This window comes from Pseudonocardia sp. DSM 110487, assembly GCF_019468565.1.
Lineage (GTDB): Bacteria > Actinomycetota > Actinomycetes > Mycobacteriales > Pseudonocardiaceae > Pseudonocardia.
Genome location: NZ_CP080521.1, coordinates 2244134 through 2269646 on the forward strand (window position 1 = coordinate 2244134; position 25513 = coordinate 2269646).

Below are 25513 nucleotides of genomic sequence, written 5' to 3' on the forward strand. Positions count from 1 at the left end.
GGGAGCGCGGTGGCTCGCTCTCGAGCATCCGAAACGTCCACGCTTTCTGTCGGGGAACCCGGCTAGCGTGCTGGGTCGTGGGGGACGGACTGGTGCAGGCGCGCGGGCTGCGCAAGCGGTTCGGTGCGTTCGAGGCCGTGCGCGGCATCGACGTCGATGTCGCGCGTGGTGAGGTGTTCGGCTTCCTGGGGCCCAACGGCGCGGGGAAGTCCTCCACCATGCGCATGATCGCGTGCGTCTCTCCGCGCTCGGGCGGCGAGCTGCAGGTGCTGGGGATGAACCCCTCGGTCGACGGGCCGCGCATCCGCGCCCGGATCGGGGTGGTGCCGCAGCTGGACAACCTCGACCAGGAGCTCACCGTCCGGCAGAACCTGGAGGTCTACGGGCGCTACTTCGGCCTGTCCCGGGCCAACGTGCGGGCCAAGGCGGCGGAGCTGCTGGAGTTCGTCCAGCTGGCCGAGCGTGCCGACGACGAAGTCGAACCGCTCTCGGGCGGGATGAAGCGCCGGCTCACCATCGCACGATCGCTGGTCAACGAGCCGGAATTGCTGCTGCTCGACGAGCCGACCACCGGGCTCGACCCACAAGCCCGCCACCTGTTGTGGGAGCGGCTCTACCGGCTCAAGCGCGAGGGCGTCACCCAGATCATCACCACCCATTACATGGACGAGGCCGAGCAGCTGTGCGATCGGCTCGTCGTGATGGACGGCGGGCTGATCGTGGCGACGGGCTCACCCGCGGAGCTGATCGAGCGCTACTCCACGCGGGAGGTCCTCGAACTGCGCTTCCCGCCGGGCGAGGCGCCGTCGGCGGAAGATCTCGCGCCGCACGTCGAGCGGGTGGAGGCGCTGCCCGACCGGCTGCTGCTCTACACCGCCGATGGTGAGCACGCGCAGGCCGCGGTGGCGCAGGCCGGCCACCATCCGCTGTCGGCGCTGGTGCGTCGCTCCTCGCTGGAGGACGTGTTCCTCCGGCTCACCGGCCGGAGCCTCGTCGAATGAGCGCTCCCGTGGTCGTCACACGGTCCGCAGGCCGGGCACCGGGCGCGGCGCGGGGCGTGCTGCTCGTCGTCGAGCACTGCTGGGTCTGGTATCGGCGCAACTGGCGGGCCACCGTGGTGTCGTCGGTCCTGCAGCCGCTGCTGTTCCTGCTGGCGTTCGGTGTCGGGTTCGGGGCGCTGGTGCAGGGCGGGGCAGGGGCCGCGGCAGCCACCGGCGGGGTCGGGTACCTGGTGTGGCTCGCGCCTGCGCTGCTCGCGGTGTCGGCGGTGCAGACGGCCGCGTTCGAGTCGTCCTACCCGGTGCTGTCCGGCTTCAAGTGGAATCGGGTTTTCCACGCGATGACGGCGGGCCCGGTCTCGCCGGGCCAGGTCGCGCTGGGCCTCATCGCGTGGGTGGCGCTGAAGATCGCGGGCACCGGCGCGGTCTACGTCGGGGTGATCGCGGTGTTCGGCGGGGTGGCGAGCCCCGGCATCGTGGTGGCGCTCCTCGTCGCCGTGCTCACCGGTGCCGCGGTCGCGGCACCGGTCACGGCGTTCTCCGCCAGCGTGGAGAACGAGGGCACGGCGTTCAGCGTGCTGTTCCGGTTCGTCGTCATCCCGATGACGCTGTTCTCCGGCACATTCTTCCCGGTCGACCGGCTGCCGGGCTGGGTGCAGCCGCTGGCGTGGGTGTCCCCGCTGTGGCACGGCACCGAGATCGCGCGTGCCGCCGCGCTCGACCGGTGGCAGCCGCTGGCCGCGCTCGGCCACGTCGCCTACCTGCTCGCGCTGATCGTGCTCGGTGCGGCACTGGCCGCCCGGCTGTTCACCAGAAGGCTTCAGCCATGACCGCGGTCCACGAGCCGGCCGCGAGGTCTGCGGCGTCCTCGGTAGCGCTGGTGCGGCTCCTGGTGCCGGCCGGTAGCTACGCGGGCCGGTCGCACGCGTTGCTGATACGTTCGGCCACCGCGTCGCGCAGGGCATGGCTCGCGTTCGTGTCGGGATTCTTCGAGCCGGTGTTCTACCTGCTCGCGATGGGGCAGGGCCTCGGTTCCATGGTCGGCGTCCTTCCCGGCCCGGACGGATCACCCATCAGCTACGCCGCGTTCATCGCGCCCGGCCTGCTGGCGGCGTCGGCGATGAACGGCGCGGTATTCGACTCCACCTTCAACGTGTTCTTCAAGCTCAAGTACGGCCGCATCTACGATGCGATGCTCGCCACCCCGCTCGGCCCGGTCGACATCGCACTCGGTGAGATCGGCTGGGCCCTGATCCGGGGCGGCCTCTACTCGCTCGGGTTCCTCGCCGTCATGGGCGGGTTCGGGCTGCTCGTCTCGCCGTGGGCGCTGCTGGCGCTCCCGGCGGCGCTGATGGTGGCGTTCGCGTTCGCGGCCGTCGGCATGGCCGCCACCTCGTACATGCGGTCCTGGCAGGACTTCGACCTGGTCACGCTCGTGGTGCTGCCGATGTTCCTGTTCTCCACCACGTTCTACCCGCTCTCGGTCTACCCCCGGTGGCTGCAGATCGTGGTGGAGTGCCTGCCGCTCTACCACGCGGTCGAGTTGATGCGCGGGCTCACCACGGGCGCCGTGCACACCGGGATGCTGGGCCACCTGGCCTACTTCGCGGTGATGATCGCGGTCGGGGTGGTCGTGGCGGCCCGACGGCTGGACGCGCTGCTGCTTCGATAGCGCTCGGCGCGCCGACTGCGGTCTTCGCAGGGTCCCTGGGGCCTGTGAGGACCACAGCTGGCGCGCGTTCAGGAGTGGTAGCCTTCGCCGCGATATCTCACCGTGGGCCCTGAGCCTCGCCGATCAGCTTTCCCGTGTCCGATGGCACGAAAAGGTGGGAGTCACACGCACATCCCGAAAGGGTGTTCTGTGATGTCCCCGAAACGGCCGTGGTTCGTTCTCGGCATTCTCTGCATCGGCTTCTTCATGGCGCTGCTGGACGGCAGCATCGTCACCATCGCCGTCCCGACGCTGATCGGCAGCATCCATGCGTCCTACGACCAGGTGCTGTGGATCATTGACGCCTACCTGCTCGTCTTCTCGGTACTGCTGATCACCACCGGGCGGCTCGGAGACATCCTCGGGTACAAGCGCCTGTTCGTGGCCGGAGTCGCCACCTTCACCGTGGCGTCGGCGCTCTGCGGGCTTGCCGGCTCGCCGGCGCAGCTGCTCGCGGCGCGCGTGCTGCAAGGCGTGGGCGCGGCGATCCTCTTCCCGCAGGTGATCTCGACGATCCTGACCGTCTTCCCGCCCCAGCTTCGAGGTCGGGCGTTCGGGGTCTTCGGCGCGATCGTGGGATTCGCGCCGGTTGTGGGCCCGATCGTCGGCGGGTTCGTGCTCGCCCACCTCGGCTGGCGCTGGATCTTCCTGGTCAACCTGCCCATCGGGGTGCTCACCGTGATCCTGGCCGCGGTGTTCGTCCCGGATCTGCGCCCGCAGCGGCGGCACGGCCTCGACCTCACAGGCGTGGGGCTCGCCACCGCGGGGTTGGGCGGCATCGTCTTCGGCCTCATCGAGGGCGAGCGCCTCGGCTGGGGGACGACCATCGCGGCGAGCATCGTCGCCGGGATCGTGCTCGTCGCCCTGTTCGTCGGCTGGCAACACGTCCAGCGTCGCGAGCCGCTGATGCCGCTGGAACTGTTCACGGCCGAACGCAGCTTCCCACTCGGCAACGCGATCGGTTTCGTCTTCCAGCTCGGGATGATCAGCATCGCGCTGGTGCTCGTGCTGTACCTGCAGAACGTCCTCGGGTACTCGCCGCTGCAGACGGCGCTGGTGCTGCTGCCGGGTGCCGTCCTCACGGCGATCGGTTCGGCGTACGCGGGCAGGCTGTCGGACCGGGTCGGCGGGAAGGGCGTCCTCGCCGCCGGGCTCGCAGCACTCGCGCTCGGACTGGCGGTCATCGTGCTGGCGGTGCGTCCCGACGCCACCGCGTGGCAGCTCATGCCCGGCCTGGTGATCATCGGCATCGCCAGCGGCGCGACGTTCGCGCCCCTGCAGGCGGTCACGATGGCCGGCGTCGAGGCGCGGCTCGCCGGGGCGGCAGCGGGGGTCTCCGGCACCACGCGGCAGATCGGCGGCGTGCTCGGCACCGCGGCGCTGGGCGCCATCCTGTCGTCGACCGCGGGCTCGGCCGTGCGGTACGAGGCCGAGCAACGGGCTGGGGTGCTGCCCGCCGAACTGCGCACGTCGTTCGTCGAGTCCACCGTGGATGCGGCCCGGCAGTTCAGCCCGCCGGCCTTCAGGGAAGGCGACACCGCACTCGCCGAACGGATCGGCTACGAGGCATTCGCAGCCGGGTTCGTGAGCGCGATGCAGGTGACATTGCTGGTCGCGGCGGTGGCGCTCGTCGTGGCCGCGCTGCTGTGTTCCGGGTTGGAGAGCACGCCACGAGAAGTTCGCTCACCCGCTCGCGCATAGTGCGTGGAGCACTGCCCGGGGAGAGGGACAATGGCGGCATGACGGTCCTCTCGCCGGGCTCCACCCGGACCGATCTCGTACGGAACGTCGTGGTGGCGCTGCTCGCGATCGCGCAGGTCGTGGTCGCGGCGGTGGCCGGCGGTGCGCTCGGAGCGGTCGCGCGCGAGTACCCCAGCCCGCTGCTCGCGGCCGGCTGGGCGTTCGCGGTGTGGCTGCCGATCTACGTCGGGTTCCTCGGTTATGCCGCCTTCCAGGCGCTGCCGGGGCAACGCGCCCGCTACGTCCACCGCGCCACGGGCTGGTGGATGGCGGCCTCGGCCGTGTTCAACATCGGTTTTGTGCTGTCCTTCGGCGCAGGCTGGTTGCCGCTCGCGCAGCTGATGCTCATCGGGCTGCTGGTGACCATCACCCTCGTGTTCGGGCGGTACTGCCGGATACCCGCCGAAGGCGTGGTGGAACGCGTCGTCGCGCGCGGCACCGTCGCGCTCTACGCGGGCTGGGTGTCCATGGCCACGCCGATGGGCACCGCGGCCACCGGGGTGTGGATCGGGCTGCCCGGCACCGGGGCGCTGGCCGCGATCGCCGCGGTCGTGGTGCTCCTCGCCGTCACCGCCACGGTGTCGTGGGCGGTGCTGTCGGGCACCGCGGTGGTGCCGTTCGCGGTGGGCGCGGTGTGGGCGATCGTGGGCATCGCGCTGAACGACCCGCCTGCCGGGGTCGTGGTCGCAGGGGCGATCGCGATCGTGGTCGTCCTCGGGGCGACGGCGCGGCGGATCAGCACCGCGGGTTTCCCGGTGCGCGCCGCTTGGGGCTGAACGTCGGACGAACGGCACTCTCGTCCAGACCTATCGGACGAGGGTGCCGTTCGTGCAATGCCAATCCTCGTGCGTGACGGCCGCGAGTCGGCCGCGCTCCGCGCGGGGCTACCCTGGGCAAACATGACGGCACCGTCGATTTTCCCGGACCTCGAGCCGCTGCTCCCGCGCGTCTCGAAGCCGGTGCAGTACGTCGGCGGCGAGCTGAACGCGCAGGTGAAGGACTGGGAGGCCGCCGCCGTCCGGTGGGCGCTCATGTACCCCGACGCGTACGAGGTCGGACTGCCCAACCAGGGCATCATGATCCTCTACGAGCTGCTCAACGAGCGCTCCGACGCGCTCGCGGAGCGCTGCTACGCGGTCTGGCCCGACCTCGAGGCGCTGATGCGCGAGCACGGCGTCCCCGCGTTCACCGTCGACTCGCACCGGCCGCTCGACGCGTTCGACCTGCTCGGGGTCAGCTTCTCCACCGAGCTCGGCTACACCAACCTGCTCACGGCGCTCGACCTCGCGGGCATCCCGCTGCACGCCGTCGATCGGGGGATCGATCACCCGGTCGTGGTCGCAGGGGGCCATGCGGCGTTCAACCCTGAGCCGATAGCCGATTTCGTCGATGTCGCGGCGATCGGTGACGGTGAGGAGGTGGTCGGCGAGATCACTGACGTCGTCAAGGCATGGAAGGCCGCCGGCCGTCCCGGCGGGCGGCGGGAGCTGTTGCTGCGGCTGGCCGCCGTCGACGGTTGCTACGTGCCCTCGCTGTACGAGGTGAGCTACGGCGCAGACGGCGCGATCGCCGCCGTCCGGCCCGTCGACGAGCGGGTGCCGCGCAGCGTCACCAAGCGCACCACCACCGACCTCGACGCATGGCCGTACCCGAAGCAGCCGCTCGTGCCGCTGGCCGAGACGGTGCACGAGCGGGCGAGCGTGGAGATCTTCCGCGGGTGCACCCGCGGCTGCCGGTTCTGCCAGGCCGGGATGATCACGCGGCCCGTCCGCGAGCGGTCGCTGCGGGGCATCGGCGAGATGGTCGACGCCTCGGTGCGCGCGAGCGGCTTCGACGAGGTCGGGCTGCTGTCGCTGTCCAGCGCCGACCACTCCGAGATCGCCGAGATCACCAAGGGCCTGGCCGACCGCTACGAGGGCACCAACACCTCGCTCTCGCTGCCGAGCACCCGCGTCGATGCGTTCAACATCGACCTCGCCAAGGAGATCTCCCGCAACGGTCGCCGCTCCGGGCTCACGTTCGCGCCGGAGGGCGGGTCGGAGCGGATCCGGCGCGTGATCAACAAGATGGTGTCGGAGGAGGACCTCATCCGCACCGTCTCGGAGGCGTTCGCGCAGGGCTGGCGGCAGGTGAAGCTCTACTTCATGTGCGGCCTGCCCACCGAGGAGGACGAGGACGTCCTGCAGATCGCGGACATGGCGCACAACGTGATCCGCGCGGGCCGGGAGGCGTCCGGCCGCAACGACGTGCGCTGCACGATCTCGATCGGCGGGTTCGTCCCCAAGCCGCACACCCCATTCCAGTGGGCCGCGCAGGCTTCGCCCGAGGTGATCGACTCGCGGCTGCGCAAGCTGCGGGAGAAGGTCAACAGCAACCGCAAGCTGGGCCGCAACGTCGGGATGCGCTACCACGACGGCGAGCCCTCGCTGATCGAAGGACTGCTCGCCCGTGGCGACCGGCGCGTCGGGCGCGTGATCGAGCGGGTGTGGCGCGAGGGCGGCCGGTTCGATGGCTGGAGCGAGCACTTCTCCTACGAGCGTTGGGTGCAGGCGTGCTCGGCGGAGCTGGAGCCCGTCGGCGTCTCGCTGGCCTGGTTCACCACCCGCGAGCGTGACCGCGCCGAGGTGCTCCCGTGGGACCACCTCGACTCCGGGCTGGAACGCGAGTGGCTCTGGGACGACTGGCAGGACGCGCTCGCCGCCCGCGAGCAGGACGACTGCCGGTGGACCCCGTGCTTCGACTGCGGCGTGTGCCCGGCAACCGGCACCGACATCGAGGTCGGCCCGAGCGGCACCACGCTACTGCCGCTGACTGTGGTGAGTCCCTTGACGAGGGGGAACGCGGGCGCAGGTGGCTGAGGTCGCCGACTTCGGGCAACAGGTCGCCATCCGCGTGGCCGACGAGCGCGATCTCGGTGCGCTCGCTGGGCTGCGCCGCGCCTGGCTCGAGGAGCGCCTCGGCTACCCGGTCGAGGACCCGGGTTTCGAGGCGTCGTTCGCGCAGTGGTGGCGGGTGGAGCTGCCACGGCGCACGTTCTGGATCGCGGAGGTGGGGTCGCCGCGCAGCGGCTACACGGCGGTGGGCTCGATCAACGTGCTGGAGGTCGTCCACATGCCGCGGCCGGGCGCCAGGGGCGGGCGGATCGGGCACGTGGGCAACGCGTTCGTGCTCGCCTCCTTCGCCGACCGCGGCGTGCCGGCGGCGCTGCTCGAGGCCGTGGTCGCGCACGCGAAGGCCCGGCGGTACCGCCGCCTCCTCCTCGCGCCGACGGCGGGCAGCTCGCCGTTCTACCGCCGGGCCGGGTTCGCCCCCGCGGGGGAGGGGCTGTTGATGCTCGACCCGTCCACCCTCCCGCCCGCTTGACCTCCCAGCGCGCGCTGGACCTGGGCGGGTGACGACTGACGGGTGCGCATCCGTGGTAACCGGAACCAGCCGAGCCAGAAGGATGGTGCGCACATGATGACCGTCGTCACCCAGGTCACGCTGAAGACCGGTTGCGAGCCCGAGTGGGACGCCGCAATGCGCGAGCGTCTGGAGGCAGCGAGCGGGCGCCGCGGCTGGGTCGGTGGCCAGCTGCTGATCCCGCTCGAGGGGCACAACAGGCGGGCGGTGATCGGCACCTGGGAGAGCCGGGCCGACTGGGAGGCATGGCACGAGGACGAGCGGTTCGTCGAGTCCCGCAAGCGGATGGACGGCCTGCAGGAGGGCCGCAGCGAGATGACCTGGTACGAGGTGGTGACCGAAGGGCGTGGCGCCCGGACGGCGTCCGTCGGGCCTCCGCAGTAGCCGCCGGCCGCTCACGGGCTTCACGACCATGGACGACCGGCGCCGCGGATCACGTGCTCACGGCCTGGCCTCGTAGACGAGGTTGAACGGGGTCTGCAGGACGCGCCGGAACCGGGTGAACCCGGCATCGGTGATCACCTGGCGGATCGCGGTCTCACCCGCCTGCGTGCCCAGCGCGTAGCCCCCGGACTGGGACAACGCGTTCGGCGTGCAGAGGAACACGGACGCGTTGTAGTACAGCCGGCCCACCGGGTTGAAGTTCTCCTCGATCTTGTCCGACGCGTACGGCTCGACCAGGAGCCACGTGCCGTCGGGGGCAAGCGCTTCCCGGATCCGCTTGGCGGCACCGAGCGGGTCGCCCATGTCGTGCAGGGCGTCGAACATCGTCACGAGGTCGTAGTTCGAGCCGGTGAACGTCTGTGCGGTTGCCACCTCGAAGCCCACCCGGTCGCTGACCCCGGCCTCGGCGACCTTCTTGCGCGCCAGTTCGATCGACTCGGCGTGGTAGTCCGAGCCGACGATGGTGGTCGTCGGGTAGGCCTGCGCGATGAGCACCGAGGAGGAGCCGAGCCCACACCCGATGTCGGCGACCCGACCCCCGGCGGCGAGCTTCGCCTCGACCCCGTCCAGTGCGGGGATCCACTCCGGCACCAGTGCCGCCTCGTAGCCGGGTCGGAAGAACGCGTCGACCCCGACGTGCACGTCCTCGTGGTGCTCGTGCCATCCGATGCCCTCGCCGGTGCGGAAGGCCTCGGTGATGCGGGGCTCGGCGCGCAGATAACCCAGCCCGACGAGGAACGCAGCAGGCAGGTTGGGGCCGTTCGGGTCGGCCAGGCAGAACACCTGCTCCTCGGTCATGGAGAACTCGCCTGTCGCCGGGTCGTAGTTCACGTACCCGCCCGCGGCCTGGCCGCGCAGCCACTCGGTGAGGTAGCGCCAGTTGCAGCCGGTGCGCTCGGCGAGCTGCTCGGGCGTGGCCGGGCCCTGCGCGAGCGCGCGGTAGAGGCCGAGCCGGTGGCCGACCACGGTCAGACCGGCGGCACCGACCGCCGAGAAGTCGGTGATGACCCGCCCGAGGAACTCGTTCAGCTTGTCCTGATCCATGCTCTTTCCTTCCTGCTTCGGTACGAGGAAGGGTCGGCGCGTCCGCTGTCTCGGCTCGCGCACGCGCTTTCTCCGCGCTGACACGGCATGCTTGCCCTGGTGAGCGTGCGGGTGGAGGTGCTCGGGCCGCTGCGGCTGGTCGTCGACGGGGTCCCCGTGGACGTGCCCGGGCCGAAGCGGCGCGCGGTGCTGGCGTTGCTCGCGCTCGCCGAGGGACGGATCGTCACGATCGATCACCTCCGGGACGCGCTGTGGCCGTTCGAGGTGCCGGAGTCGGGGCGCCAGGCCCTGCACACGCACATCTCCCGGCTGCGTGCCCACCTCGGAACGGCGGCCGCCCGGCTGCAGACGAGGCACGACGGCTACCGGCTCGACCTCACCGCCGACGAGCTGGACGTGGCACAGGCCCGAGCCCTGCTGGCGAAGGCGCGCACCAATCACGACGCGTTCGCCGCGCTCCGCGAGGCCCACGGACTGTGGCGAGGGCCGGTGCTCGCCGACCTCACGGACGTCGCCCCGATCGCCACCGCGGTCGACGGCTGCGCGCAGCTGCAGCGGGACGTCACCGACGCCCTGATCGCCGCCGGGATCGCCGCGGGCAGGGGCGCCGAGGTCTGTGGCCTCGCCGCCGAAGCACTGGCGGCTGATCCGCTGCGCGAACCCGCGGTCCTGCTGCTGATGCGCGCGTTGGCAGCGGCAGGCCGGGCGGCCGCGGCGCTGCACACCGCACGCGAGTTCCGCAGGCGGCTGGCCGACGAGACGGGCCTCGACCCGTCACCGGCGCTCGGTGAGCTCGAGCGCGACATCGCCGGCGGCTCCGCCGGCCCTGCGCCGACCCGGCCCGACGCACCGGCGCGGCCCACGACCCGGCTGATCGGTCGCGATGACGAGGTGGCGGCGCTGGAACGGACGCTCCCGGGCGAGCGGCTCGTCACGATCGTCGGACCCGGCGGCGTCGGCAAGACCAGGGTCGCGCTCGAGGTGGCCGGGCGGAGCGACGCGTCGACCGTGCTACTGCTGGCGCCGGTCAACGATCCGGGAGCGATCCCGCACGCGCTGGCCGCGGCCCTCAACCTGAACGTGGTGCGGGGCGACGTCCTCACGGCGTGCGTCTCCGTGCTGGCCCACCGCGCAGGCCTGCTCGTGATCGACAACTGCGAGCACTTGGTCGACGCGATCCGCGACACCGTCGAGGTGCTCCTGGCCGGCTGCCCGGACCTGCGCATCCTGGCCACCAGCCGCGAGCGGCTCGGGCTGGCCGCCGAGTACACCTTCCGGCTCGCCCCGCTCCCGTTGCCCGGTTCGGACCGCGACCTCTCGCACGTCCCGTCCGTCGCGGTGTTCCTCGACCGGGCCGCCCGGGTCCGCCCCGGCCCCGCGCCGACGCCTGCGGAGCTGCGCACCGTCGCCGACATAGTCCGGCGCCTGGACGGGATGCCGCTCGCCATCGAGCTCGCCGCCGGCCGGCTGTCCACCTTCTCGCTCACCGACCTGCACCGGCGGCTCGATCGCTCGCTGGACCTGCTCGGCGGCAGCCGGCCGACCGCCGACGCGCGGCACCGGACCCTGCGCGCGACCGTCGAATGGTCCTACGACCTCCTCACCGACGACGAGCGGCGGCTGTTCCGGCAGCTGTCGGTGTTCGTCGACGGCGTCGACCTCGAGACCGCCGAGCGGATCGGCACCGAGATGGGGCTGCGTCCCGATCCCGGGACCGCCCTCGCCCACCTCGTCGACGCCTCCATGATCGATGTCGCGTTCGAAGGGGCCACCCGGTACCGCATGCTGGAGACGCTGCGGGCGTACGGCCTCGACCGCCTCGCGGAGGCCGGTGAGGACGAGGTTGCAGGCGAGCGCTTCGTCCGTTGGGCCGTCGAGCTGGCCGACTGGATCGGGACCGTCATGAGCACCGAGCGCGAACCCGATGCGGACACCGTCCTGCGGCGCGACCTGCCGAACCTGCGCGCCGCGTGGCGGCTGGCGCGCAGCCGGGGGCGGCTCGACGACGCCACCGCGATGGTCACCGCGCTGTACGAGGCGATGAGCTACCGCGATCTCATCGAGCTGCGTGGCTGGGCGGAGGAGCTGGCCGACGACCCGGCGATCGCCGCCCACCCGAACGCGGCCGCCGTCCTCGGCACGGCAGCGGAGGCCGCGTACCTCCGCGGCGACCACCCGCGGGTCGAGCGGCTCGCCCGCGCCGGGCTGGAGCGGGCGACCGATGACGCCGGGAGGTGGTTCTGCCTGATCCCGCTGGCGTGGGCGGCGCTGGCCCGCGGGGCGTACGCCGAGGTCGTCGAGCGCTGCCTCGCCGCGACCGCGCTCCCTCGCCGGGCTTCCGAGGCACTCGGCGGGGCTGCACTCGCGAGCGTCTACGCGGGCGATGATGACACGGCACGGGTGCTGATCGAGCGGGGACGCGGCGGGGCGACGTCGCCATCGGAGCGTGCCTGGATCGCCTACGTGTCCGGGGAGATCGAGAGCCGCACCGGCCACAACGACCTCGCCGAACGGCACTACCTCAGCGCCATCGAGCTGGCACGCAGGTCGGGCGCGACCTTCCTCGTCGGCGTCGCGACCGTGGGCCTGCTGACGGTGCGGGCCGGCGCAGGCCGCATCGGCGACGCGCTGCGCGGCTACCGCGAGGTGATCGACTACTTCGCCCGCACCGGCAACTGGACCCACCTCTGGGCCACCCTGCGCGATCTCGCAGGCCTCCTGCGCGCGCTCGGCGACGACGAACCGGCGGCGCTGCTCGTCGCCGCGGCCGCCGACGCGCCGGACGCCCCCGCGGCCGTGCCGCCGCCACCGCTCGTCCCCGGAACGCCGGTTCTCGACCGCGCCGAGGTGCTCGAGGTGGCGCGGCGGGCCATCGAGCGGAACCTTCAGGCCGTGGCGAACGACTCCGCGCCGACCCATGCCGTGTAGCGGCCCACGCCCAGCGCGGCGATGAGCCCTGCCGTCTGCGTCGTCTGGGCCGCCAGCGCCCTGACCTTGCGGTTCGCGGTGTGCTCGTCCAGCTCCACGTCGACCGCGAGGCGGTCGGCCGGGGTGATGACCGGGTAACCGGGCAGGTAGATGCCGAGGCTGTCGCCGAGGCTTTTCCAGCGCCTCATGCGCGGCTCCGACAGCGCGGCGTACAACAGCCGGGCGCCGGGCGTGGCGGCACGGTCGAATGCCTTGGTCGTCCATGCGGAGATCGTCTGGTGGTCCGGATGGCCGGTGATGCCGTCCGCGCCGAAGGTCAGCACGGTGTCCGGGCGGACCTCATCGATCAGCTCGCACAGCCGCGCGACCGCCTCCGACAGGGCGACATCGGGGCACCCGCCGTCGCGGTACCCGAGCCAGTGGTGCTCGGTGACGCCGAGGATCTCGAGGCAGCGCGCCAGCTCACCGGTGCGCTCCTCGGCCAGCCGCCGTGGCGGCCAGGCGTCCGGGTCGGGCGTGCCGAGCTCGCCGCGGGTGGCGGTCACGCAGACCACCCGCGACCCGGCGTCGCGGGCCAGCGCCATCAACCCGCCGGACAGGTACGCCTCGTCGTCGGGGTGGGCCCACACCCCGAGGATCGTGCCCAACTCGGTGATCATGACCGCGCCTCCCGTCCCAGGATCCCGTGCAGAACCAGGCCCGCGCCACAGCACATGACCGGGATGAGCCACAGCGAGCCGACGCCCACCCCGTCGATGACGCGACCGCCGAGCAGTGAGCCGGTCGCGAACCCGAGGTGGATCGCTGAGCTGTTCAGTGCGAGCAGCAACGGCGCAGGTCCCATCCCGGTCACGCGGTGGTGCTGCGCCGAGACGACTCCCCATGCCGCGAAGCCCCACGCGACCACGGCCGCCGGTGCCGTCTCGGCGGCGACGTGCGGGAGCGTCGCGAGTCCCGTCCCCAGCACGATCAGCATCGCCGTGACCACCCGGCGGCTGCCGTAGCGGTCGACCGCGGCACCGCCCCACCAGGTCCCCGCCACGCCGGCGAGCCCGAATACCGCGAGGTACAGCTCGACCGGCCCGCTCAGCAGCACTGCGACGTAGGTGTAGTTGCTGTTGGAGGCGGTCATCGCCAGGAACGTCACGGCGAGCGTCCCGGCGACGGCGGGGGAGCGCAGCGGGCGCAGCCGCTCCACGAGCGTCGACCGCGCCGGCGGATCGGACCCGAGGCTGCTGCGCAGCAAGCCGAGGACGGTGCTCATCGCCAGCACTGCGACCAGCCCGAACGCCGCCCGCCACGAGAGCAGCGACGCCAGCAGCACACCGAGCGGAGCGCCCATCACCATCGCGACCGCAGAGCCGGCCAGCACCACCCCGAGTGCGCGACCCCGCCGGTTCGCGGGGGCCGCGGCGACCGCCGCTGCCCCGGCGGCCGGTACGTAGGCCGACGCGGCGAGCGCGGCGACGACGCGGGCCGCGAGCAGCACCCCGAGGCCGGGCGCGAGCGCGCACACCACGTTGCACACGGTGAACAGCACCAGCGAGCCGATCAGCACCTGTCGCATGGGCCGGGCCGCGAGCAGGGCGCCCAGCACGGGTGCGCCCGTCGCATACGCCAGTGCGAAGACGGTCACGGTCAGACCGGCGGTCCCGACCGTGACCCCGAGGTCGGCGGCGAGGTCGGGAAGCACGCCTGCGACCACGAACAGGTCCGTGCCGATCGCGAACGCGCCGAACCCGAGCGGCGCGACCGCTCTCGGCTTCACCGTGCTGACAGGCATCTCGTCCTCCGGGCTCGTCGTGGGCCCCGAGGATCCGGCTGCGTGCTCACAGCGCGCTGGCACGGCGCTGACACCCCTCACCGCGGGCTGCCGCTACCGTGAAACGTGTGGAACGTTCCCGCACCGTTGTCTTCGATCTCGGCGAAGTACTCGTGCCCTCTGGCGGCGTGATACCGCGCCTGTCGGCCGCGCTCGGCGTCACCGTGGACGAGTTCATTCCTGCGTACTGGTCCGGGCGGGTGGCCTACGACCTGGGTGGCAGCGCGCAGGAGTACTGGACGGGCGTGCTGGCGGCGCTCGGGCGCGCCCCCGAGCCGGATCTGCTGGGGTGGCTCACGGAGATGGACTCGGTCAAATGGTCGACGCTGCCGCGGGTGAGCGTGGACCTCCTCGCACACCTGCAGGGCAGGGGAGTGCGGCTCGGGGTGCTGTCCAACGCCCCCGGCCCGCTCGCGACGGCGGTCCGTGCGGCGCAGTGGAGCGCAGGCATCGCCCATCTCGTGTTCTCGGCCGAGGTCGCGCTCGTCAAGCCGGACCCGCAGATCTACGCCCACGCCGACTCGGTGTACGGCACGGAGCCCGGCGACGTCGTGTTCTTCGACGACAAGCCGGAGAACGTCGAGGCGGCGCGGGCCCACGGCTGGGACGCGCACGTCTGGGCCGGCGCGGAGGCGGCACTCGCCACGCTGGGCCGGTGAGCGAACGCTGGCGGGCGGGGTCGCTCCGCTCCTTCGCGAGTCGGGGTCTGGGTGTACGCGAGTCGCGGTCTGGCGGCGACTGTGCATCGGGGGTTCGTTGATCTGTTACGCCGCTGACGTGGGTCTGCCGCCCGATAGTGGAACGTTCCCGATCATGTCTGGGAACGTTCCACATCCCTCGGTGAGCGAGCGATTCGCGGCAGCGCCCGCCGACCCCTACCGCTTCGGCGTCTACCTGCGGCCGGATCCGCACACCTGCATGGCGGTCACGCAGCTGACCGGCCAGTTGCGCGCGCAGTACGGCCTGGTGTCGGCCGCCGCGTTCCCGCCGCACGCCACGTTGGTGGGCAGTCAGCACCTGGACGTCCCGACGGCCGACGTCGTGAAGGCGGTGTCGGCCGCACTGGCCGGGTCGAGCGCGTTCCCCGTCCACAACTCGGGCATCGTGCCGATGGGGCACGGCTACGTCTACGACGTCCACCACCTGCCCGACGGCAGCCCGAACGATGCCTTCGTCGAGCTCGCGGCCGCCGTCGACGACGCGGTGGCCCCGCTCGTCACGCCCGCGCCCAACCCCGACCCGCACCTCTTCGACCGCGAGCGGTTCCGCGCCCACCTGTCGCTGGCCTCCCACGACCTCATGGTGCGGCCCGACCTCGTCGATGAGGTGGGCGAGTTCCTGCGCGGCCTGCCGGTCGAGCCGCCCGCGGCATTCGCCGGGGACGCCGTCGCGCTCTACCGCACCCGCAGCGACGACTGGACCGGGCGGTGGTGGACCACCCTCACCTGGGAGCACGTGCACACCTGGCGGCTTCCCTGACCCGTAGCCGGGATTCCACGGTCTCACTGGCGTGACGCACGTCATATCGCGTCACGTCTCGGTGATCGGTGGTGTCCCGAGGGCATGTCTGATCACAAGACCCCCACGAGGGTCGTCGTCCTCGGAGGCGGATACGCCGGCACGGTCGCGGCCAACCATCTGCTGATGCGTGCCGACGTCGACGTCACGCTCGTCAACCCGCGCCCGCGGTTCGTCGAACGCATCCGGCTGCACCAGTTCGTGGCCGCTACCGGCACCGCAACGGTCGACTACGGCACGTTGCTGGGCAACGGCGTCCGGCTGGTGGTCGACAGCGCCACCCGCATCGACACGGCCGCGCGCGCCGTGCTGCTGGCATCCGGTGGCGCGCTCGACTACGACTACGTCATCTACGCCGTCGGTAGCACGTGCGCCACGCCGGCCTCGGTGCCGGGAGCGGCCGAACACGCCTGGCCCATCGCGGAGTTCGAGCAGGCGCAGCGGCTGCGCGACGCGATCGGGGAACTGGATCCGTACGCCCCCGTCACGGTCGTCGGCGCTGGTCTCACCGGGATCGAGACGGCCGCGGAGCTGGCCGAACAGGGCCGCACCGTCACGCTGGTCTGTGGCGGGATGCTGGCCCCGTCCCTGTCCGAGCCGGGCAGGCGGTCGATCGCCAAGTGGTTCGTCCGCAATGGTGTCGAGGTACGCGAGACAGCCGTCGTGGCGGAGGTGCGGCCGGATTCCGTGGTGCTCGGCGACGGCACCGTGCTGCCCAGCGCGGTGACCATCTGGACGGCCGGATTCGGGGTGCCCGAGATCGCCGCCCGCAGCGGCCTGCGCACAGACCCGCTGGGCCGGCTGCTCACCGACGAGACGCTGACCAGCGTCGACGACGATCGCATCGTCGCGGCCGGCGACGCGGCGGCGCCGTCGGGACGGCCGCTGCGGATGAGCTGCCAGGCCGCCGGGCCGCTCGGGGCGCAGGCCGCCGACACCGTGCTGAGTCGCATCGCCGGAAGCGAACCGGCCCCGATCGACCAGGCGTTCGTGGCATCGTGTGTCAGCCTCGGCCGTCGGGCCGCGACGTTCCAGCTCGCCCGCAAGGACGACACGCCGCTGAACTTCTTCATCGGCGGCCGCACGGGTGCGTCGATCAAGGAAGCGATCTGCAAGAAGACGGTGCGGGCGATCGGTCACGAAGCACGCAAGCCTGGTTCCTTCGTCTGGCGCAAGGGCGGCAGGCGTCCCGGGCGGCCGGCGTTCGTTGCGCCGGCGGCCACGAAGCCGTGACCGCCGACGAGCACGCCGAGCGGTTCACCCTGCTGCGGCCGCTGCTTTTCACCATCGCCTACGAGATCCTCGGCTCGGCGACCGAAGCCGACGACGTGCTGCAGGACAGCTACCTGCGGTGGGCCGACGTGGACCTCGCGACGGTGCGCGACACCAAGTCCTACCTGGCGCAGGTGGTGACCCGTCAGGCGCTCAACGCGCTGCGGGCGAGCGCCCGCCGCCGCGAGGACTACGTCGGCCCGTGGCTGCCCGAGCCGCTGCTGCTCGACGGCCGCGATGGTGCCGCCGATGTGGTGCTCGCCGAGTCGGTGTCGATGGCCATGCTGGTGCTGCTCGAGACGCTCGGCCCGGATGAGCGAGCGGTGTTCGTGCTGCGCGAGGTGTTCGGCTTCGACTACGACGACATCGCGGGCGCGGTGGGCAAGTCCGTGGTGACGGTGCGTCAGGTGGCGCACCGCGCCCGCGAGCACGTGCGGGCGCGGCGCAAGCGGTACCGGCCGCTCGACCCTGCGCAGACCGCGAGGATCACCGAGCGGTTCATGACCGCCGCCGCCAACGGTGATCTGGAGGGGCTGCTGGCGGTTCTCGCGCCGAACGCCACCTGGACGGCCGACAGCGGCGGCAAGGCCACAGCGGCCCGCCACCCGGTGGTCGGCGCGGACAAGGTGGCCGCGATGGTCGTGGGTCTCTTCCGAATGGGCCCGCAAGTGCTGCCCGACCTGCGGATCGAGACGGTGACCTGCAACGGCGCGCCCGCGGTGGTCGCCTACAGCGCCGACCGGATCGAAGGCGTCTTCCTGATCGAGATCGACGAGGAAAAGATCACCAACTTCTACGTCATCCGCAATCCGGACAAGCTGGCCGCCGCCGCGATACCACGCACGATCAGCCGGTAGCCGCGGACAACCTGCAAGGAGGAACTCGTCCCATGTCGCTTCGAATGACCGAAACTCCTCGACACGCCCGCGACTGGAGCAGCATCCGCCCCATCGCCTTCTGGGTCACCACGTTCGTCATCGTCTTCGAGTTGGCTGCCGGATCCGTCTGGAACCTTCTGACGATCGAGTGGATAGAAGTCCAGATGCTCCACCTGGGATACCCGCACTACTTCGCCTAAATCTCCGGCTGGTGGCAGGCCGCTGCGGCTGCCGCGATCATCGTGCCCGGGCTCCCGCTGCTCAAGGAATGGGCGTACGCGGGCGCCTTCTTCCTGTGGTCGGGCGCCGTGGCGTCGCATCTGTCGGCCGGTGACGGTTTCGAGACGTGGTCGGCGCCGCTCATGTTCACCGCCGTCGGTATCGCGTCGTGGGCGCTGAGGCCGGCCGACCGCCGGCTCCCGGGAACGCGGCTCCGCCGGGACGGAACCGATCTGCCGGGAAACCGCCCCCGGGGTTGGGCCATGGCGGTGGGCCTCCTCGTCGTCCTGTATGTCGTTTCATTGCTGACGCTTCCCGTGGTCGAAGACGTCATGCACGAGCGGGCGGTCGAGCTCGGCTGGATCGACGGGTAGCGCTGCATGGCTGTCGGCAAGGCGCTCGTGCCCGCCGTCAACTCCGTTGTGGGCACGTCTGCTCACCCGATAGCTTCACGAACGTAAGGGGGAACCATGCGATACGCGGTGAACTTGCCTCCGTTCTCCTCACCGGAGGCCCTGGTCTCGCTCGCCGTCGACGCCGAACAGGCGGGCTGGGACGGGGTCTTCTTCTGGGATCACATGACCTGGCTGCCCGAGCTGCGGCTGAACGTGCACGACCCGTGGGTTCTGCTCGGTGCCGTGGCGGTCCGGACCGAGCGGGTGCTCCTGGGCACCATGGTCACCCCGCTGGCCCGGCGTCGACCGTGGAAGGTCGCCAAGGAGATCACGACGCTCGACCACCTCAGCGGCGGACGGGCAGTGCTGGGTGTGGGTCTCGGCGCTCCGCCCGACGCCGAGTTCGGGGCCTTCGGGGAGCCGGCTGCCGCACGCCACCGCGCGGACCTGCTCGACGAAGGACTGGCCGTCCTGGACGGCTTGCTGCGGGGCCCCGTCGACCACGGCGGCGAGCACTACCAGGTGCACACCGAACTGCTCCCCCGGCCGGTGCAGGATCCACGCCCGCCCATCTGGGTCGCGGGCGAGCGACCGCACCGCAGGCCGCTGGACCGGGCGATCCGCTGGGACGGCTTCGTCCCGCTGTCCGCGGACGGGCCCCTCACGCCGGACCAGGTCGCCGACTACCTCGACGGGGTCGAGCGGCCGCCCGCGTGGGACGTGGTCGCGGTGCACCCGGCCGGCGTCCCTGCCCGCGAGTACATGCAGGCGGGCGTGACGTGGCTCGTGGAAGGCATCTTCCCGGAGGGCAACTGGATCGACGATCTTCGGGCGTCGATCCGCCGCGGGCCGCGCAACTGAAGCGCGGCGATCGATTCGAGATGCCGGCGCTACTCGACCACCGGGGGAGCGCTGGCGGGCCGGCGCTACTCGACCACCCGATGGCTGCCTGTTCGCGCGACCTCTCAGGGCTTGCGGGCCACCGCGCCGTATCCAGCGACCTCCACCGCGTCGGCGTCGCCGCCCGCGATCTCGGCCCGCCACCGCGAGACCGGAACCAGGCCCGGCTCGACCTTCTCGAGGCCATCGAAGTAGCCGTCGATCTGTTCCGGGCTGCGCGGGATGTACGGCACGCCGCCGGTCTCCGCGTAGTCGGCGTTGGCGCGGACCAGGTCCTCGCTGGTGTCGGTGCCGTCCCACAGCGTGAGGTGGCTGCCGGACGGGGTGGCGCCCATGACCGTGGCGACGATGGAGCGGGCCTCGTCGTAGTCGGCGACGTGGCCGAGCACACCCATGAACAGCACGCCGATGGGCTCGGTGAAGTTCAGGATGTTCTTCGCGTCGCCCACGATCTGGTCGGGCTCGTGCATGTCGGCGGCGACGTAGGCGGTGACGCCCTGCGGCGTGGTGTTCACCAGGAGCGCGCGGGCGTGTGCCAGCACCATCGGGTCGTTGTCGACGTAGACGACGCGGCACTCCGGGGCCGCCAGCTGCGCCACCTCGTGGGTGTTGTCCATGGTCGGCAGGCCGGTGCCGACGTCCAGGAACTGGCGGATCCCAGCCTCGGTCACCAGGTACCGCACCGCGCGGACGAGGAACTGCCGGGAGAGCGTGGCGAGGGGGATGATCTCCGGGCACTTCGCGGCGAAGTCATCGCCAGCGTCCCGATCGATCTGGTAGTTGTCCTTGCCGCCCAGCCAGTAGTTCCACACCCGCGCCGAGTGCGGGATGGTGGTGTCGATCCGGCTCGCCTGCATCACGGGGTGGACGCTACTCGGACATCGTCGAGATCAGCGGGGTGAGAACACGGCGTCCACCTCGACCTCCACGAGCCAGCCCGGCACGGGGAGGCTCTGCACCTCCAGCGCGAACCGGCTCGGGCGCGCCGGGTTGCGCACGAGCGGCGCCGACGGTTCCGCGCTGCCCATCGGCACGAGCTCGGTGTCGCCGCTCTGCAGGTTCGTGTTGGCGAAGAACTGCCGGTAGGCGCGGTTCCAGCCGGCGTAGTCGGCGCGGTCGGAGCCGGGGGCGTTGTCGAGGAACACCCGCATCGTCGTGACGTTCTCCAGCCGCAGGCCCTGCAGTTCCAGGTTCTCCTGGATGGCGCGCAGCACGTTCATGCCCTGCGCCTCGGTGATGGTCACACCGGCCGGGAGGACGCCGTCGGCGAACTGCGCGGTGTCGATGAACGCCTCCGGCGTGCCCTCGGCCGCCGCCGCGTTGAGTTGGGTCGGGCCGATCCCGCTGGTCTTGTAGATCTCCGCCCCGGCGCCGAGCGCGACGCCCTGGGCGATCATCGGGTTGGCCTCGCCGTCCGGCAGGACCGCGCGGGCCGTGAACGGTGGCTCGGCCGGGGCGGCGTCGGCGGGGCCTGCGGCACAGCCTGCGACGAGCGCAATTGCTGGCAGGGCGTGGGAGATACGCATGTGAGGGCTCCTTCTACGGGTCAGTTGGTGCCGGCGACGCGGGTGTGGATGGCCTCGACGACCGAGCGGGCCGACGTGAAGGCGCCGTGCTGCCATGCGATGGCGTTGGACAGGTGGTCGCCCGCGAAGTAGATGCGCTGCACGGGCTGGAGGAGGAGCCGGTACTCGGGGCTGGTCTGGTCCCAGGTGGCCCACGCCGACTCGGAGTAGCGGGTGCGTGCCCAGCTGCCCGAGAACGACGAGACGATGTCCTTGCGGTACTTGTCGCCGTGGATCTCCGAGCCCTCCGCGAGAGCCTTCGCGAGGCGCTGCCGGTGAGTCAGCGACTCGAACGCCTGGTGGCGGCGGCCGGTGTTGTAGTAGCCGACCACCACGCCGCGGTCGGAGTGGAAGTGGTCGTAGGGGAACATGATCTGCGCGATGTCCTTGTCGGTGTTGCTGGCACCGCCGTAGATCCGCTCGTCGGTCTCCCACCACCGCCGCGAGTACTCGATCCCGAGCTTCCCCGACGACGTGCGCCCTGCTGACCCGAGCGCCGCGACGACGTCTGCGGGCAGGTCGTGGGCGAGCCGTGGCACGAGGTGCGGCGGGATCGTGCAGATCAGGTAGTCGGCGGTGAGCGACTGGCCACGCCCGTCATGGCGGAACTCGACGGTGACGCCGTCGGGCACGTTGCGCATCGCCGTCACCTCGGCACCGAACCGCACCTTCTCGGACCCGATCCGGTCGACGAACGCGGTGTAGATGCGGTCCATGCCGCCCACCGGGGTGAGCATGAGCATCGCCTGGTCGTACTCGAAGTCGAAGGCGAAGTTGCGGCCGATGCCGCTGCGGATGACGTCGGACATCCCGTGCGGCGGCAGCTGGGTGCCGTATGCGGTGCCGGCGCCGGGCTCGCTCGAGTAGCCGCGGCGGGTGGAGCCGACGTAGCGGCCGTCGGAGCCGAGGTCGCCGAACTCGGTGAGGAACTCGGCGAGCGCGTGCTTGTCGTCCGCGCTCAGCACGTCGTCGAGCGCCCCGCGCGATGCCGCCTTCTGCAGGAGCTCGGCGACGTAGCCGTATGTGTCGGCCTTCGCGGCGCGGTAGGTGACCGATGTCTTCGACAGGGGGGTGTCACTCGCGTAGTTGACCACCGTGTTGGCGTTCTGGTTGCCGAACGCCTGGAGCTCGACGCCCAGCTCGCGGCAGTAGTCGAGGGTGATGTGACTCTGCGGGATGCGGGTGGCGCCGATGTTGATGAAGTGGCCATCGGCGAACGTGCACCGCTGGGTCTCGCCGTTCAGGTCGGTCTCCTCGGTACCGCCGCGCACCGACCAGACCCGCCCGCCCGGGCGGCCGCGCGCCTCCAGCACCGTGACCTCGTAGCCGGCCTTGCCCAGCTCGTAGGCGGCGGCGAGGCCGGCGGGTCCGGCACCGAGGATCACGACCGAATGCCGACCGGGCGCCTGCCCGATGAGGTCGCCTGCGGACGGTGGCCGGAACGGCGCCGCCGTGGCGGCGGGCGCGAGCCCCACCGCGGCCATCGCCCCGTACATCATCCCAGCGCCCCCGGTGGCGCCGAGGCCCTTCATGAACGATCTGCGCGTGACGGTCACGGCCACCGATCGTGGGCAGCGGCTGCGACGGATCGGATAACCCGGCGCAACGTCTCGCCGCCGCGCGAGCGGGAGAGCGCGCGTGCGTTCCCACTTGGCCGGTGCCAGCCGACCCGAACCGGAAATCCGGCCGCAACATGATCGACCTAGCTTCCGATGCATGTCGGCGCTCGCGGACGCCATCGCCCGCTCGTTCTCCGCGGCCGAGCCCGATCGTCCCGCGGTGTCGCCGCTGCGCGCGCTGGGCCGGCGGCGGCTGTCCGGGGCCGAGGTGCTCGCCCAGTCAGTGGCCACCACGGCGCCCGCGGCATCGATGGTGGTGCTGCCCGTGGCGATGCTGCAGACCGGCGACCTGTTCACCGGCCTGCTGACCGTGGCAGGCGCCACGGTGCTGATCATGATGGTGGCCCTGTGCGTCACGCAGTTCACGCGGCGGCAGGCGGCCGCGGGTGGCCTGCACAGCTTCGTCTTCCAGGGGCTCGGGACCCCGGCCGCGCTGGCCACCGGGGTGGCGATCCTGGTCAAGTTCCTCGGCAGCGCCACGCTCACCCTCTACAGCGGGTCCCGGGTGGTCACCCTGCTGCTCGCGCACCTCGGGGTGGACGCGGGCGGCTGGATCGGCCACGCCCTCGTCACCGCGCTGGTCACCACCGTGCTGCTCGTCGTGCTGGTGCGGGGTGTCAGGGTCGGGGCGATCGCGATCCTCGCGGTGGAGCTGTGCTCGCTGCTGTTCATCGTCGGGCTGTCGGTGCTGCCCGCGGCGGGCACGGTGGCCCCGCCGCCGCAGCCGGTGGGCACCGCGCACGGCGTGCTCTACCTGGCCCTCGCCGCGATCTTCTCCCTGGCCGGCTTCGAGAGCGCCACGTTCTTCGGGCCGGAGGCGCGGCGCCCGATGGTGACGGTCACGCGCACAGTGCTGCTCACCCCGATGCTCTGCGGGGCGTTGTTCGTCCTCGCGGCGTGGGCGGCGTGGACGGGGCACAGCGCCACGCTGATCAACGCCTACCTGTACGGCACGGCCTCCGGCGTGCCCGCCGCGCTCGTCGTCGCGCTGGAGCTCGGTGTCTGCTGCTCGTGGTTGGCCTCGGCGACGGCGTCGGCCCACGCGGCGTCGAGGCTGGTCTACTCGCTCGGCGTCGAGCGGCTGCTGCCCGCCCGCATGGCCCGGGTGCACGCCCGCTTCCGCACGCCCCACGCGGCGATCGTGACGATCGTGGCGGCGGTGGCCGCGGGGGCACTCGTGCTGGCCACCGGGGAGCTCCTCGACGACGTGGTGCGCCACGTCGTCCGTGCGATGGTCGTCGCGGCGTACGCCCTGGTGGCGGCAGCGTCGGTGCGATTCATGCTGCGCATCCGGGAGCAGACCGTCCCGGTGCTGGTGGCCGGGGTGCTGGGTGCCGCGGCCGGCGTCGGGCTGCTCGGCTATCTGGTGGTCGCGGTCGTCCTCGACGGCCGGATCGGGACGGCCGCGGTGATCGTCGGTCTGCTCGCGGCCGGTCCGCTCTGGCAGCTCTACCTGCGGCGGCGCCCCGCGCGACTCGACGCGGTCGGCGCGTTCGACTGCGCGGAGTCCGCCGACGTCCTGCCGGGCGCCGGTGCCTTCGCGGCCGACGCAGCGGGCAACGTCGTCCTGGTGAGACGCGGCCGGACGAGCTGATGGCCGTGCGCGACCGCGAGCCCGCCGGGCACGAACCCGCCGCCGTGCGCAAGGCGCTCACCCTGTTGGAGGCGGTGGCGCAGCTCGGCTCCGGCGCGACGGCCAGGGACATCTCCCGGGAGAGCGGCATCCCGCCCGCCACCGCGTACCGGCTGCTCAACCTGCTCGTGGCCGACGGCTACCTGGTGCGGATCGCCGACCTGTCCGGCTTCGCGCTCGGGCGCCGCACCCGCGAGCTCGCCGGGGCGGTGCCGGAACCCGGCTTCCACCCGGTCGGTGCCGTGGTCGAGGAGCTGAGGGCGCGGGTCCGCTTCGGGATCTTCGTGGCCTCCTACGCGGACGGCCGGATCCGGCTCGTCGACCGCGACCCGGACCACGAGCTGACCAGCGAGGCCGCGATCCGCACGCACCTGCACGCATCGGCCATCGGGAAGCTGCTGCTCGCGCAGCACCCCGAGCTCGCGCCGGCATCGCTGCGGGCGGTGACGGCCCGCACGATCACCCGGCCGGACGCGCTCACGGCCGAGCTGACCACGATCCGCGCGAGCGACGTCGCCCGCGAGGTCGACGAGCTCAGGTGGGGCCGCTCGGCGCTCGCCGTGCCGATGCGCGACCGGAGCCGGGCCGTGATCGGGTGCCTCGTCGCGATCGGGCGGACCGGGCGGATCGGGGTCGACGACGCGGATCTCGCGCGGCTGCTGCGCGGCTACGCCGAGCGGGCCGTCTCGCCCAGGTGACTCTTGCCAGCTATCGACCGTAGGCGAGGATGGCCGGGTGACGGACGCGCAGCGGGACGCCGGTGAGGCAGCGGTGATCGCCGCCATCGGTTCGTCGGTGCGCAGGGCTCGGCGGCGCAGCGGGCTGTCGACCCGCGAGCTGGCGCAGCGGGCGTCGCTCTCGCAGCCGTTCCTGTCCAACATCGAGAACGGCCGCTCGTCGCCGAGCGTGTCCACCATCTACAAGCTGGCCGCCGCGCTCGGGATCGGAGCCACCGAGCTGCTCCCGGCGAGCGCCGACGAGGGCATCGTCGTCGTTCGCGCTGGTGAGGGGGTCGCGACGGGGATGGACGAGACGCCGGGGGTCGCGCAGTCCGCTCTACTGGCCGGTGCGCCGGGGCGGTTGATGGAGGCCCGCCGTGCCATGATCGAGCCAGGGCAGCCGGCGGGCAGCTGGTTCGACCACAGCGGTGAGGACTTCCTGCACGTGCTCGACGGGGTGCTGCGGGTCGAGTTCGGCACCGGCCGGGTCGAGGAGCTGCTGGCCGGCGACTCGCTCTGGCACGAGGGAGCCATCCCGCACCGCTGGCGGGTGGGGCCCGACACCGGTGCGAGCCTGTTCCTCGTCACCGCCCGGGTGCCGGGGAACGGGCATGAGTGATTCTTCTGAGGAATCGCAACATGCCGGAAACAAGGCGACACCCGACCGTGACGCGCCCGACCTAGCGTTCGGGCACTCCCCGAACCG

The 25513-nt window shown here is 71.9% G+C and carries 25 protein-coding genes; 19 read left to right on the plus strand and 6 right to left on the minus strand.

Annotated features, from left to right (window positions below; all coding sequences use genetic code 11):
* Positions 1-77: 77 nt before the first annotated feature.
* The 8 genes from K1T35_RS10225 (at position 78) to K1T35_RS10260 (ending at position 8235) form a co-directional block, all read left to right on the plus strand.
* A complete protein-coding gene (locus tag K1T35_RS10225; protein WP_220259920.1) occupies positions 78-1001 on the plus strand; it encodes an ABC transporter ATP-binding protein in 924 nt (307 codons plus the stop codon).
* Positions 998-1828: an ABC transporter permease gene (locus K1T35_RS10230; protein ID WP_220259921.1), complete on the plus strand. Its 831-nt coding sequence runs from the start codon at positions 998-1000 to the stop codon at positions 1826-1828. The genes K1T35_RS10225 and K1T35_RS10230 overlap by 4 nt, the downstream gene beginning before the upstream one ends.
* Positions 1825-2670: an ABC transporter permease gene (locus tag K1T35_RS10235; RefSeq protein ID WP_220259922.1), complete on the plus strand. Its 846-nt coding sequence runs from the start codon at positions 1825-1827 to the stop codon at positions 2668-2670. The genes K1T35_RS10230 and K1T35_RS10235 overlap by 4 nt, the downstream gene beginning before the upstream one ends.
* Before the next feature lie 192 nt (positions 2671-2862).
* Positions 2863-4410: a DHA2 family efflux MFS transporter permease subunit gene (locus K1T35_RS10240; RefSeq protein WP_220259923.1), complete on the plus strand. Its 1548-nt coding sequence runs from the start codon at positions 2863-2865 to the stop codon at positions 4408-4410.
* 38 nt (positions 4411-4448) lie between these two features.
* The gene (locus K1T35_RS10245) at positions 4449-5225 is read left to right on the plus strand and encodes a hypothetical protein (RefSeq protein WP_220259924.1); all 777 of its coding nucleotides are present in this window, start codon (positions 4449-4451) and stop codon (positions 5223-5225) included.
* A gap of 123 nt (positions 5226-5348) precedes the next feature.
* On the plus strand, positions 5349-7307 hold the full coding sequence (locus K1T35_RS10250) for a TIGR03960 family B12-binding radical SAM protein (RefSeq protein ID WP_220259925.1): 1959 nt from the start codon (positions 5349-5351) through the stop codon (positions 7305-7307).
* Complete coding sequence (locus K1T35_RS10255; RefSeq protein ID WP_220259926.1) at positions 7300-7812, plus strand: GNAT family N-acetyltransferase; 513 nt, start codon at positions 7300-7302, stop codon at positions 7810-7812. The genes K1T35_RS10250 and K1T35_RS10255 overlap by 8 nt, the downstream gene beginning before the upstream one ends.
* Before the next feature lie 93 nt (positions 7813-7905).
* Positions 7906-8235, plus strand: a complete 330-nt coding sequence (locus K1T35_RS10260; protein WP_220259927.1) for an antibiotic biosynthesis monooxygenase — start codon at positions 7906-7908, stop codon at positions 8233-8235.
* 57 nt (positions 8236-8292) lie between these two features.
* Here the strand turns inward: K1T35_RS10260 and K1T35_RS10265 are convergent, their stop codons facing one another.
* The gene (locus K1T35_RS10265) at positions 8293-9339 is read right to left on the minus strand and encodes a trans-aconitate 2-methyltransferase (RefSeq protein WP_220259928.1); all 1047 of its coding nucleotides are present in this window, start codon (positions 9337-9339) and stop codon (positions 8293-8295) included.
* A 99-nt stretch (positions 9340-9438) separates the two neighbouring features.
* Between K1T35_RS10265 and K1T35_RS10270 the strand changes: the two genes are divergently transcribed.
* On the plus strand, positions 9439-12267 hold the full coding sequence (locus K1T35_RS10270) for a BTAD domain-containing putative transcriptional regulator (protein ID WP_220259929.1): 2829 nt from the start codon (positions 9439-9441) through the stop codon (positions 12265-12267).
* Here K1T35_RS10270 and K1T35_RS10275 read toward each other — a convergent pair.
* Together K1T35_RS10275 and K1T35_RS10280 are read right to left on the minus strand one after the other, a co-directional pair.
* The gene (locus tag K1T35_RS10275; protein ID WP_220259930.1) at positions 12225-12926 is read right to left on the minus strand and encodes a PIG-L deacetylase family protein; all 702 of its coding nucleotides are present in this window, start codon (positions 12924-12926) and stop codon (positions 12225-12227) included. The genes K1T35_RS10270 and K1T35_RS10275 overlap by 43 nt on opposite strands.
* Entirely contained in the window at positions 12923-14050 is a 1128-nt protein-coding gene (locus K1T35_RS10280) for an MFS transporter (protein WP_220259931.1), read from the minus strand. Before K1T35_RS10280 ends, K1T35_RS10275 begins: the two co-directional genes overlap by 4 nt.
* A 107-nt stretch (positions 14051-14157) precedes the next feature.
* Between K1T35_RS10280 and K1T35_RS10285 the strand changes: the two genes are divergently transcribed.
* The 7 genes from K1T35_RS10285 (at position 14158) to K1T35_RS10315 (ending at position 19232) form a co-directional block, all read left to right on the plus strand.
* Entirely contained in the window at positions 14158-14748 is a 591-nt protein-coding gene (locus K1T35_RS10285; protein WP_220259932.1) for an HAD family phosphatase, read from the plus strand.
* 181 nt (positions 14749-14929) lie between these two features.
* Positions 14930-15568 carry a 2'-5' RNA ligase family protein gene (locus K1T35_RS10290; protein WP_220259933.1) on the plus strand — a complete coding sequence of 213 codons (639 nt, stop codon included), beginning with the start codon at positions 14930-14932 and terminating at the stop codon, positions 15566-15568.
* Between the two features lie 84 nt (positions 15569-15652).
* Positions 15653-16840, plus strand: coding sequence for an NAD(P)/FAD-dependent oxidoreductase (locus K1T35_RS10295; RefSeq protein WP_220259934.1), 1188 nt, complete (start codon positions 15653-15655; stop codon positions 16838-16840).
* Positions 16837-17736, plus strand: coding sequence for an RNA polymerase sigma-70 factor (locus K1T35_RS10300; RefSeq protein ID WP_220259935.1), 900 nt, complete (start codon positions 16837-16839; stop codon positions 17734-17736). Before K1T35_RS10295 ends, K1T35_RS10300 begins: the two co-directional genes overlap by 4 nt.
* A 44-nt stretch (positions 17737-17780) precedes the next feature.
* Positions 17781-17957: a hypothetical protein gene (locus tag K1T35_RS10305; protein ID WP_220259936.1), complete on the plus strand. Its 177-nt coding sequence runs from the start codon at positions 17781-17783 to the stop codon at positions 17955-17957.
* Positions 17958-18350: a DoxX family protein gene (locus tag K1T35_RS10310; RefSeq protein WP_255622573.1), complete on the plus strand. Its 393-nt coding sequence runs from the start codon at positions 17958-17960 to the stop codon at positions 18348-18350. It begins immediately after the preceding gene.
* 96 nt (positions 18351-18446) lie between these two features.
* Complete coding sequence (locus tag K1T35_RS10315; RefSeq protein WP_220259938.1) at positions 18447-19232, plus strand: LLM class flavin-dependent oxidoreductase; 786 nt, start codon at positions 18447-18449, stop codon at positions 19230-19232.
* A 104-nt stretch (positions 19233-19336) separates the two neighbouring features.
* Here the strand turns inward: K1T35_RS10315 and K1T35_RS10320 are convergent, their stop codons facing one another.
* Genes K1T35_RS10320 through K1T35_RS10330 form a run of 3 tightly spaced genes read right to left on the minus strand, consistent with a single transcriptional unit; the run spans position 19337 to position 22392 of the window.
* Entirely contained in the window at positions 19337-20128 is a 792-nt protein-coding gene (locus tag K1T35_RS10320; RefSeq protein ID WP_220262508.1) for an SAM-dependent methyltransferase, read from the minus strand.
* Positions 20129-20161: 33 nt separating this feature from the next.
* Entirely contained in the window at positions 20162-20797 is a 636-nt protein-coding gene (locus tag K1T35_RS10325) for a Rid family hydrolase (RefSeq protein WP_220259939.1), read from the minus strand.
* A 20-nt stretch (positions 20798-20817) separates the two neighbouring features.
* Positions 20818-22392: an FAD-dependent oxidoreductase gene (locus K1T35_RS10330; protein WP_220259940.1), complete on the minus strand. Its 1575-nt coding sequence runs from the start codon at positions 22390-22392 to the stop codon at positions 20818-20820.
* A 160-nt stretch (positions 22393-22552) separates the two neighbouring features.
* Between K1T35_RS10330 and K1T35_RS10335 the strand changes: the two genes are divergently transcribed.
* Genes K1T35_RS10335 through K1T35_RS10345 form a run of 3 tightly spaced genes read left to right on the plus strand, consistent with a single transcriptional unit; the run spans position 22553 to position 25426 of the window.
* Positions 22553-24049 carry an APC family permease gene (locus K1T35_RS10335; protein ID WP_220259941.1) on the plus strand — a complete coding sequence of 499 codons (1497 nt, stop codon included), beginning with the start codon at positions 22553-22555 and terminating at the stop codon, positions 24047-24049.
* The gene (locus K1T35_RS10340; protein ID WP_220259942.1) at positions 24049-24786 is read left to right on the plus strand and encodes an IclR family transcriptional regulator; all 738 of its coding nucleotides are present in this window, start codon (positions 24049-24051) and stop codon (positions 24784-24786) included. Before K1T35_RS10335 ends, K1T35_RS10340 begins: the two co-directional genes overlap by 1 nt.
* Positions 24787-24823: 37 nt before the next feature.
* Positions 24824-25426, plus strand: a complete 603-nt coding sequence (locus K1T35_RS10345) for a helix-turn-helix domain-containing protein (protein ID WP_220259943.1) — start codon at positions 24824-24826, stop codon at positions 25424-25426.
* Positions 25427-25513 lie beyond the last annotated feature (87 nt).